This is a genomic window from Dapis purpurea BLCC-M126, assembly GCF_050015975.1.
GTDB lineage: Bacteria > Cyanobacteriota > Cyanobacteriia > Cyanobacteriales > Microcoleaceae > Trichodesmium.
In genome coordinates, this window is record NZ_JBNHER010000284.1 from 1 (window position 1) to 11,478 (window position 11,478).

Sequence of the window (11,478 nt, forward strand, 5' to 3'; positions counted from 1 at the left end):
TTTTAACCAGAGGTAATTATCAATTATCCATTATCAATTATCAATTAATGAAAAATAGACAGGGTATTTTTTAGGAGTCAGGAGTCAGGAGTCAGAAGTCGTATGGGAATAGCTTCGATGCTTTTTTTTAGTTCATAAATCATCTTTTTAGTCAAAGGGACATCTCCTGTAAAATCTTTTTATCGTCCTTATTATTCGTAACATTCTTTTTTCAAAATGGTATAAAAACTCAAAACAACTCTTGCTTATCATCTCTTAACCTATTTTGATTAAATAGTTTTTTACCAGACCCTAATCAATCAAAATCTTTTTCGGCAAAATTGTATTTTTCTTTAGCTTTTTTCGATAAGCAAGAGCATCCAAAAGCACTCGCCATCCTTGGGGATAAAAAGCTGCTGGCAATAACATATTTAAAGCTGTCAAGAATTGTTTTTGTGTGAGAGATACCAGACCCCAATGTAAATTCATATATTTTCTAATATTGCCAATATCTGGAACTAAATTACTATACTTTTTATTGACTCTGGCATAAATTTTTTCTTTCATTAAAATATTAGTATCGCAACGTTTTTGCAAAGGAATTTTTTGGTCATAGCCTCCAGGCCAAATGGTACGATAACCTAAACATTTATTGAGAAAAATAGCATCACCAAATTCAGCAATTCTAATCCAAGAATCAATATCATCACAACTTGTTAAATTACTATCCCATCCACCAGAGTATAAAAAAGCATCCCGACGAAAAGCTACTTGAATGGGAGTACCAAAAGGTAGTAATTCTAGCAACATTCCATAATGAATATCTTCTTGGGGAATATAAAATACTTTTTCACATCCAGCGGTACGAGTATAACCAATTTTTACTTCATTAATATTAACTCTTGCTGCTTGACAAGAAATAATAACTGCTTCAGGATGAAGACTAATTGCTTTAGTCATTTCTTCAATACAATTAGGTGCTAGATAATCATCATCATCGACAGGTTTGATCCAGTCTCCCTGGACATTTTTGACACCTAAATTCATTGTACCTGCGTGACCTTGATTAGAAGTAGTACGATGGTAGATGAGCCGATCACCCAAGCTTTTCACATATTCTTCTGTACCATCTGTGGAACAATCATCAACCACAATTATTTCACATTCAATTGTTTGTTCTAAAGCTGAATTAATTGCCCGTTTTAATAAATCTAATCGATTATAGGTTGTAATCACAACACTAAATTTCATCAGTAAATTTTCCTCGAGACTTTTTGATGAATAAGGAAGAAGTAATAACAAAGGGAGAAGCAAAAAGGCAAATCAATATTTTGATTTAGATTATAGTTGCAACTCTTGTAAATTTGATTTATATTCTGGGCAAAAAGAAGTTACACCTGTAGCTATGACCTTACCTGTATAAAGAGCTGCTGTTTTTAATTGCTCTTGTGTTAAACCTATCTGAAGTAGTGATATAGCTGCCTGAGTTGAAAATTCTTGGACAGAATTACCTTTCTGTAGAGAACTACAAGCATTACGAGCTGTTTCTAATGCTTGTTTATCACCCATAATATTATGTATTTCTGCCTCTGCTGGAGTTAATGAACTTTTTAATAAGTTTTCAAATGATTCTGCTTGAGCAGGACTAGATAATAATACATTTAATATTACAGTTATGCTAAGAGTTAAATTTTGATATATTATGCTATTTCTCTTCATGTTGAAATTTTTTCAGATAATCATCTTAAAAAGAGTAAATATAGCAATCCTAAATGATTGGTGAAAAAAAAAACTTTAGAGGTTTGGTCTTTTTATCCCATTTTACGCTCAGTTTAGAGACAAAACCCCTACGATAATACGATAAAATGTTATCAATGGATAATTGATAATTACAGAGAGTTGTCATTATCCAGCATCCATTCTTCATTAATGAAAACCTATTTTAGGATTGCTATATTTATAGATAATTTCAAAAGTATTGAAATTGACTTTTGACTTGAAAATGACTTAGCATTATTAATTTAATTAAAGAAATAGCAGAAAGTAAATTATGCCAATTTTTTTTACTATATCTTTAGTTCCTACTCCCTTACTTTTTCAATTTCTTCCCTAATCCCTACTTCCTACTCCCTGAACTTAAATAGATATATTCTTTAAATGACTGCGAGGGTCAAAAGTACGATTGGCTTTAATTTTTTCATAACATTCTCTTTCTAAAGAACTAATATTTTTTGGAGCAGTAATAATAATTCTGACTAATTGGTCAGTACGTTCCTCTGATTTTGGTTTAGGCCATCCCTTACCCCGTAATCGCAAAGACTGGCCAGAACGAATACCCGCAGGAACATTAACATTGACCATCCCATCAGGAGTTGGCACTTCAATAGACGTACCCAGTACAGCTTCATCCGGAGTTATTGCTACTTCGCAGAGTAAATTATCTCCCTCAAACTGATAGAAAGAGTGAGACTGAATTTCCACTTTTAAGTACAAATCTCCCCTTTGCTGAGTATATGGGTCTAATTGACCTCTACCCTTGACCCTAATTTTACTTCCGGATTTAACTCCAGGAGGAATTGAAACTTCTCCACCACCCACACGTTTTTGTGTTCCCCGAAAAGCTTCTGCAAAACTCAGAGTAATGTCAGCTTCTAAATTTAGGGAAGTTGCCGACTTGCGACCATCAAAACCAGAAGCACCATCAAATCCATTACCAAATCCTCCTGGCCAACCTGTATTTGTTTTGTAGGTGTAAGCTCTTCGTCCACCAGCATTACTACTACCAGGACTACCACTACGTCCCAATAAAGTATTGATAAAATCGTCAAAACTGGCATACTGACTAAAGTCAAATCCACTAAAGTCTACAGTAGTACCACTTTTTCCACCAGGCCATCCACCACCACTAGAACCTACTTGTTTCCAGTATTGACCAAATTGGTCATATTTTTTGCGTTTCTCTGGATCTGATAAAACTTCATAAGCTTCATTCACTTCTTTGAAACGAGCTTCTGCTTTGCGATCGCCAGGGTTCATATCTGGGTGATATTTCCGAGCTAATTTACGGTAAGCTTTTTTTATTTCTTCTGCACTAGCACTTTTAGTTAAACCTAAGATTGAGTAATAATCTTTAAAATCAGTTTTAGCCATTTATTATTCTCCTTATCTGAATATTGTTCAGCAACTACTTAATGTTAATATATGATTACTTTTTAGTTGATTAATTATATAGCAATCCTGTTTTAGTTGTAGTATTTTGGTGCTAGTTAGGAGTCAGGAGTCAGGAGTCAGGAGTCATAATTTCAGCAGGTTTTAATTGAATTTAACTGTTAAAAAACTTGTTACAACCTATGTGCGGATTGCTATATAGAATTCACATTTGATATCTGAATATCAAGTTAAATGTTTTAGGGGACAGTGAGAGTTGACAGGATAGTTTTTGGCAGCAGAAAAAATAATATTCTAGTTTTAAGTTATTTGGAAAAACTAATATTTTCACTACCATTACTGTTTGTTTGGTAATATGTAATATCTGTTCTTCCCGAGCAATCGTTATACTTTATGATTTCTAATACAAAGCGTGAAAAAAGAATTTTATAAATAAGCTTAAGTGAAAAGGGCTTTATATTAGTCGTTTTTTGACTAAGGAAATTCCCAATCAAAAAATATACAATTACTCTGCAATTTAGTGATAAGGGAGTCAAAGCAGCGAAATAAATAGATCTAGTTCAAAAATTGGATAATTTATTTTTTGCTATTCCCTAAAAGACATAGATGAACACAAAAAATACTTAAATTTTATTGCTTCTGACTCGTGACTCCTAAGCACTAAACTAACTATAGGGTTTATCCAGTTACTCAGGTATTGTTCTTTTTCTTGTTTTCTATTCCCTTTTTCCCGAATTAGGAATCTCTACGGACTTTGCAAACAAAGTCCCTAACTACTCTTGCGAAACAAACGAATTTTGTACCTCACTCAGATATAGGAACGAACTACTATTTTTGTAGCAAAAATTTATCAAACTACTATAAGTAGGTTTTAACCAAGATATTTAAGTTGGTGGTAATTTTTCTGTCAACAACTGCAAAAACTATCCCCCGATATTAGTGATTAATCAAGCAGACTCAATATTATGATTTAGTTTCTTCTTTCAAGTTATCAAAGCTTAACATATAGTCAAGTTCGGTTTTTCCTTAAAGACTAATGGCAATTGCCGTACCCTCTTTTTTAGCTATCAGTAGCTAGCTCGTTTGTTTCCTCAATTTTGAATTACTTTCAAGGCTGGTTCATGTAATTCATTTACATAGAAATCACCATTAGTAAAAATTAAAAACTAAACAGTCAAACACAAATTATTTGAGACTACAAATAATGTAGAAATAAAGATTATTTTTTTCTGAGAAATAATGAATTTTGATGGAACAATATTATCTAGTAATTCGTTGTAGTCGATCAAATCCTTCTTCACAACTTGGAGGAGCATCTGTTAATTGTCGAGACATTTTCATTATTACTTCTTCTGGTACTTGGCGTTGTCGTTGTTTATTTCTTTGTAAGCATAATTCTAATGATTTGTCAAGCCATAAACCACTTATGTAGCTAAATCCAGTTTCTCTAGCAACGTCAATCAGTTCTCTTCGTCGGCGACGTTGGGTATTAGTAGCATCATATATAGCTAGAGATGTTTGGCTTACAGCTTGGTGAAATTTCTGTTCTACTTCCTGCCAAACTCTAAGCCAAAGCCCTTGAATTGCTTCGTCACCAAATAATTGAGCACGGATAGCATCAGTAGAAATTAATTGACAGTGAGGACATCTAGAGACAATTTTCCTGGCTATAGTAGATTTGCCACTAGCTGGAAGTCCAATCAGAATAATTAATCTGGTCATATAGCGCTACGCGCAACTAAAAAGTTAAAAGTTATCTCTGACTCAGTTTTTCTTGTTGAAATGTTTCACTAACTCGATTTACCAATCTTCTTACCCTATTACTCTATATGTGTATTACTATAAATTAGCAATTAACTTTCTCGGCAGAGTTGCCCCACGCTGAAAGGTAATGGAGCAAGTAGGATTAATCCCGACCCTGATCTGTCATAATCAAAGCATAGAAGAAGCGGAAAATTCTCTCTACATTAGAACAGAAATGTTGAATATAAAATGGGGCATAACTTTTACCTCACGATAAAACACCACAATAAGGTAATCTTGAAAGGAATTTCTGACCAGTGAATGGTATCAGAAGCCTAAATTTTTAGCATTTACGAAGCATTCCAAAGGAAAACCCCTCTACAACAGGCAAGTATTGCAGTCACTATTACTGGCACGGACATTCTCAAATTTAGTCCCTGCTCCAAATTTACTGTGGGATGACCATTTGCTGGCGTAGAGCTTCCGCTTTTTCCTACGGAATGCTGCGTAAACGCGAATCCCGTCTACTGACTTCTGACTTTAACTGTAAATGCGTCAATTTAGGATCATTAGGATTTAGTGGTTAGTAGCATTTACTTATAACCACTAACCAACTAATTACTTACAGTAAAGTACTGACTAAATCACTGTCCCATCAGGGATAATAGCATTTTTCAAGACAACAACAATCCCACTGCGAATGATGAATCCTTCATCCTCACGTTGAGCTTCTTCTATCTTGTCTTTATTGATTATTTGGACATTACGCCCAATTCGGGCATTCTTATCAATAATTGCCCCACGAATAGTCGTTTCAGTACCAATACCTAATGGTATCTTACCCTCATTTATACCAGATTGACGTTCGGCAAAAGGTTCATAGAAATCACAACCCATCAGCAGAGAGTCTTCTATTATACAGCCAGATTCTACACGAGATCGCACACCTAAAACACAATGGTCAATTCGGCATTGTTTAAGAATACAACCTTCTCCAACAATTGACTCTGTAATCTGGCAGTCCAAAAGTTTGCTTGGAGGTAAGTAGCGAGAGCGAGTATAGATAGGAGCTTTTTCATCATAAAAGCTAAAGGGAGGCTGAGGCTGTTGTGTCAAAGCCAAATTAGCTTCATAGAATGACCGAATAGTCCCGATGTCTTCCCAATATCCCTCAAATGGGTAAGCTTGAACATTATAATCTTTAGCCGAATTAGGTAGAATCTGCTTACCAAAATCTGGAGCTTGGGATTCTTCCAATAGTTTGACCATGACATCTTTATTAAAGACATAAATTCCCATAGAAGCAATGTAGGGTTGTTCTTTAGCGACTTCTGGACTAACTCCTAAAACAGAGGTATCCACTGCCATAATTTTTAGATCGTCCCCTTTAGGTTTTTCGCTAAATTCAATAATCCGACCAGAGTCATCAATTTTCATTAAACCAAAATCAGATGCCCGTGCTTCATCAATGGGCAAGACAGAGAGAGTAATGTCTGCCTTTGTATCAATATGGCGTTGGACAAAGTCCCGATAGTCCATACGGTAGAGATGGTCTCCGGAGAGAATTAGGTAATAGTCAACATCCCACTCTTTAAATAACCAAATATATTTACGGACAGCATCGGCTGTTCCTTGGAACCACTCTGGATTATCTTTAGTTTGTTGAGCTGCTAGAACTTCGACAAAACCTTCACTGAAACCAGGGAAGTTATAGGCACGAGTGATATGACGGTTGAGAGAAGCCGAGTTGAATTGGGTCATAACATATATTTTCTGCATTTCTGAGTTGATGCAGTTACTGATAGGAATATCTATCAACCGATATTTCCCGGCTAGGGGTACTGCTGGTTTGGCCCGCAGTTTTGTTAATGGATAGAGACGGGTACCTGCGCCACCGCCTAGAATTATACTTAGTACGTTTTTCACGGTTAAACCTCACTGCCAATAATATTCTCATCCTTAGTGTCCAATGGTTGGGGATCATTGGCAAGGGGGTATATATTTAGATATGGTGAGGTTAAATTTTGGTTATGGGTAGTGGAGCAATTTTTTGACGCCAAAAGTTAAATTTTAAATATTAAAAGTCATATAGTATTGATGTTAGTAGGAAATAATTTTTATAGGGAAGCGATTGCTCTTCAGAGATTTTTAGGTTGTGATTAAATAATTATTTACTCTGGTGAATATTAGACTAAATTTATCTAGGCTAGGGCGGATTATTTGAGTTAGTATTTATTTTCTAATAACCTAAAGCTACTTCACAATAAATATTCATAGATATTATAGATAGGAAATTCTGACTTTCTTGCCTCATCATTTTTTTTTATTGAAATAATTGACAAAACTAAAAGTGATGTAATCTGAAATTTATTCATACAAATAATTTGAATTTATTCGGATGGTATATTTTTTTTATGGTCTAATATCGTAACTTATTTTGTCAGTTTGGTTGCAAAATTTTGCAAATTTTCCGAATGTATGTGTTTTGTAAAATTGCAACCTTTATCCATAATTAATTTTGGGCTTTGCTGAAGTAAAGTATAAAATTCCTAAATTTATAATGTGTAAATCAGACCTATTTTCCCTCGTTCCTGGCCTGTAAAAATCTCGTTTATAGCTCCTAACTCCTGTAAAATAATAAATTTATTCAGCAACGCCTGATTTTCTAGTCACTGTGACAAATTTTAATATTACTTGAATTTGTGAGACTTTGAGACCAATTTTCTGTCAAAATAGTAGCGGTTTCCTAAGAAGAGAAAATTATTTATGCAAATTCAAACACCAGAATGGGTAAAACACGCTGTATTTTACCAAATTTTTCCAGACCGTTTTATTAAAGCTCAACCGCCGACTCAAACCAGGAAAGGAATAGACAAAGGTTGGTATCCCAGCATCCTAGAACCTTGGCATGAATCTCCCACTATTCAAGGTTACAAAGGTGGCAACCTCTGGGGAGTCATAGAAAAACTTGACTATCTTCAGGAACTTGGTATCACCGCCATTTACTTCACACCAATTTTTCAATCAACCTGTAACCATCGCTATCATACCCATGACTATTATCGAGTTGATCCAATTTTAGGAGGCAATGAAGCTTTAAAAGTATTAATAGATGCTGCTCACGATCTCAAGATTAAAGTTGTTCTTGATGGAGTTTTCAATCACGCTAGTCGTGGTTTCTATTTCTTCAACGATATCTTGGAAAACGGTCCTCATTCTCCCTGGTTGCATTGGTTCAAAATAGAAGGTTGGCCTCTATCTGCTTACGATGGCAGTTTACCTGCTAATTATGTGGGGTGGATAGGCAACCGTGCTTTACCTGTATTCAATCACGATAACCCGGAAGTGAAAGAATACATTATGGAAATTGGAGAATATTGGTTAGAATTTGGTATTGATGGTTGGCGTTTAGATGTACCGTTTGAGATCAAGACTCCTGGGTTTTGGCAGGAATTTCGCGATCGCGTCAAAGCTATTAACCCAGAAGCGTATATTGTGGGTGAAGTCTGGAGTGACTGCGTACAATGGTTGGATGGTACTCAGTTTGACGGGGTGATGAACTATTTATTTACAGGCCCGACTATTGCTTTTACCGCAGGCGATCGCGTAGATATTGACCAAGTTAAAGACCGTGACTATGTAGCTTATCCAGCTATATCTGCTGTTGAATACGGTCAAAAAATGCAGGAATTATTACAACTCTATCCTTGGGAAATTCAATTAACTCAACTCAATTTATTAGACAGTCACGATACAGCTAGGGTTTTGAGTATTGCTCAAGGGGATAAAGCAACTGTTGAATTAGCTACTCTGTTGTTAATGACTTTTCCTGGCGCACCTAGTATTTATTATGGTAATGAAGTAGGTTTACCAGGGAAGTTAGATCCTGACTCTCGTCGTGGTTTTCCTGCTACTGAAGAATGGGATAATCAAGTTCTGGAATATCATAAGAAGTTAATTGCTATTAGAAATCAATATTCAGCTTTGCGTACTGGTAGTTATAAAGTTTTGTTTGCTGAGGGAAATGTTTATGTATTTGCTCGTATTTTAGGGGATGAAGAAATTATTATTGCTGTTAATATTGGTACGGAACCAGCAAAAGTTAATGTTAGTATTAGTGAGCTTAAATCTCAACCCAATAAAATTATTTATGGTAGTTGTGAAATATCTTGGCAAGGAGAAAATGAAGCTAGTAAATTACAGTTAGATTTACCTGGAAGAAAAGGTTGTATTTTGGTGAAAAATTAATCTTGCTTGAACAGAAAGTTTATAATGAAAAAATAGTTGATTTGATTTTAGAAGGGAGGGATATTTTATGGATTATTTATATCAAAAACCTCCCCTTTATTAAACCAAACAAACATGATAAACTAATTCAGAAATCTCATGACAAAAAAATTGAATTATTATGACAATAGCACCGAATATTCCAGAAATATCGCCATCCACTGATACCTTACTAACTTCAGAAACAGACCAAGAATTTAATTGGAGAAACTGTTGGTATCCAGTCACATTCGTTCAAGATTTACCAACAGATCGACCCTATAGTTTTTCCTTATATGATGAACCCTTAGTTTTATTCAGCAATAATGATGGTAAACTAATTTGTCTTGCAGACCTTTGCCCCCACCGTGCAGCCAAACTATCAGATGGACAAATAATTGACGGCAAAATTGAATGTTTATACCACGGTTGGCAGTTTGGCAATGGAGGAGAATGTTTACATATTCCCCAGTTGCCAGCAGATGCGAAAATTCCGGCAAAAGCTTGCGTAAAATCATTTCTTGTAGCAGAAAAACAAGGCATAGTTTGGATGTGGGCAGGAGAAGCAGAGATAGCAGATGAAAATAAGATTCCCACTTTACCAGATTTAGAGAAACCAGGATTTGTTCGTGCGGAGAAGGTCTCAGAATTGCCTTTTGGACAGGGTTTTTTTATAGAGCAAGTGTTAGATCCAGCTCATGTTGATATCAGTCATCACGGTAGTCAAGGAAACCGGAAAAATGCCACTGCTTTAGAAATGGAAATTCTCAAAAGTTCCATCGCTGGAATAGAAGCAAGATTTAGACGTATTTCTACTCCTCAAGAATCTTGGAGAAGTATCAAGTTTGTCGCACCAAGCTTGGTACTATTGAATTTTTACATTGAAGAGAAAGGTTGGGTGTTTGGGTTGGCATTCTATTCGATGCCAGTAAGTAAAAACCGATGTCGAATTTTGACACTGAGTTATCGGAACTTTTTTGGGTGGAAAATGAAAATAACTCCCCGGTGGTTGATACATTTAGGTCAAAGTAAAATTTTAGAGGAAGATTTGGCAATGGTTGTAGGACAACAAGAATATATTGAGCGCACGCAAAAAAGCTTGCGAGAATTATATTTGCCTCTGAAGACTTCTGATACTATTTTGTTGGAATACCGAAAATGGTTAGATCGCTTTGGTTCGTCTCTACCTTATTATCATGGTTATGCTACTTTTAAAACTGGGGAAAACCAGGGTAAGATTGAGAAGGAAGATGTCTCAATGGCTCGATATTATCATCATACTCAATTCTGTAGTTCCTGTAGTCGCGCTCATCAAACCGCTATTCGAGGAAAACAGATATTTGTAGGAGTGGCGATCGCTCTTGCTGCCTTAGCAATAATGACAGAAGATTTTGCTATGAAATTATTGCTTGTTGCTGTTGCTCTATGTAGTGTGGGATTAGCGGTTGTGGCTGAGAAGTTCAAGATTAGGTTTGAACGTTCTTATACTAGGCATTAATAGAAGTAGATATTTTCTCAAGTCTAATATCATGTCTAATTGAATAGTTATAAGTGGATAAATATTCAGGTAAATAAATTGTGTGTGGTGGACTATAATTATGTTTATGTAGGATAAAAGCTTCTAGGAATATCTTTATCCTATTTCAGATATTCCTTTCTCATGCTTCTAAAATTCCTACAATAATCTGGAGTAAGTCTAAAAAATCTGTAGGAAATAGATATAGATTTATATCTTGCAAAATTGGCTTTTTTTGAGTATCAAGAACAGCAAATTGCCAAATATTACCCATTGATACTGCACCATATAACATAGAATAACTAGCAAATTCTGCTTGCTCTAAAGCAATCAATTCTACTGCAAGTTGCGTGAAATTTATTTGTAAATCTGCATTTTTAGGTTCAATAACTAAAAACTGAGTTTTGGTTTGCAGAAAATAATCTAATTCACCTTTTAATTGCTCACTAACTTTTAAAGAATAACTCACCTTAATTTTAACTTTGGTGTAATGCATTAATTCCATCAAAACTGGAGCAATAAGAAATTCCCGTCTAGCCATTTCGCTAGTTAAACTGACACAAGTTAAAATTTCTTCCAAGCGTTGTTTTAGACTATCTAAATGTTCGAGTTAGTGATAAGTTTGGGGTAAATTCATTAATTGATAATTGATAATGGATAATTGATAATTACCTCTGGTTAAAACCGTTCTTGATTGAAGATAAGGAAATATTATTTCTCTTCTCTTGGTCGATTGGATATGCCGAGGTTTCCTCGGCATCCCTCGACCGCTTTTTCCCCTATCCAAGGGGAGGCTTTAAACCAGA

8 protein-coding genes are annotated in these 11,478 nt (G+C 35.2%); 2 read left to right on the forward strand and 6 right to left on the reverse strand.

Annotation, left to right across the window (positions count from 1 at the left end; genetic code table 11):
* Positions 1-291 precede the first annotated feature (291 nt).
* From ACP6PL_RS25890 to ACP6PL_RS25910, 5 genes are all read right to left on the reverse strand, one after another.
* Positions 292-1,230, reverse strand: coding sequence for a glycosyltransferase family 2 protein (locus ACP6PL_RS25890; RefSeq protein ID WP_426548213.1), 939 nt, complete (start codon positions 1,228-1,230; stop codon positions 292-294).
* Between the two features lie 90 nt (positions 1,231-1,320).
* Positions 1,321-1,698 (reverse strand): DUF732 domain-containing protein, encoded by a 378-nt coding sequence (locus tag ACP6PL_RS25895; protein WP_426548214.1) that lies wholly within the window; start codon positions 1,696-1,698, stop codon positions 1,321-1,323.
* 417 nt (positions 1,699-2,115) lie between these two features.
* Positions 2,116-3,129: a DnaJ C-terminal domain-containing protein gene (locus ACP6PL_RS25900; RefSeq protein ID WP_426548215.1), complete on the reverse strand. Its 1,014-nt coding sequence runs from the start codon at positions 3,127-3,129 to the stop codon at positions 2,116-2,118.
* A 1,278-nt stretch (positions 3,130-4,407) separates the two neighbouring features.
* The gene (locus ACP6PL_RS25905; RefSeq protein ID WP_426548216.1) at positions 4,408-4,869 is read right to left on the reverse strand and encodes an AAA family ATPase; all 462 of its coding nucleotides are present in this window, start codon (positions 4,867-4,869) and stop codon (positions 4,408-4,410) included.
* Between the two features lie 660 nt (positions 4,870-5,529).
* Complete coding sequence (locus ACP6PL_RS25910; RefSeq protein ID WP_426548217.1) at positions 5,530-6,816, reverse strand: glucose-1-phosphate adenylyltransferase; 1,287 nt, start codon at positions 6,814-6,816, stop codon at positions 5,530-5,532.
* Between the two features lie 840 nt (positions 6,817-7,656).
* Here ACP6PL_RS25910 and ACP6PL_RS25915 point away from each other — a divergent pair.
* Together ACP6PL_RS25915 and ACP6PL_RS25920 are read left to right on the forward strand one after the other, a co-directional pair.
* Complete coding sequence (locus ACP6PL_RS25915; protein ID WP_426548218.1) at positions 7,657-9,138, forward strand: glycoside hydrolase family 13 protein; 1,482 nt, start codon at positions 7,657-7,659, stop codon at positions 9,136-9,138.
* A gap of 160 nt (positions 9,139-9,298) precedes the next feature.
* The gene (locus tag ACP6PL_RS25920; RefSeq protein ID WP_426548219.1) at positions 9,299-10,654 is read left to right on the forward strand and encodes an aromatic ring-hydroxylating dioxygenase subunit alpha; all 1,356 of its coding nucleotides are present in this window, start codon (positions 9,299-9,301) and stop codon (positions 10,652-10,654) included.
* Positions 10,655-10,814: 160 nt separating this feature from the next.
* Here ACP6PL_RS25920 and ACP6PL_RS25925 read toward each other — a convergent pair whose 3' ends face one another.
* Entirely contained in the window at positions 10,815-11,252 is a 438-nt protein-coding gene (locus ACP6PL_RS25925) for a hypothetical protein (RefSeq protein WP_426548220.1), read from the reverse strand.
* Positions 11,253-11,478 lie beyond the last annotated feature (226 nt).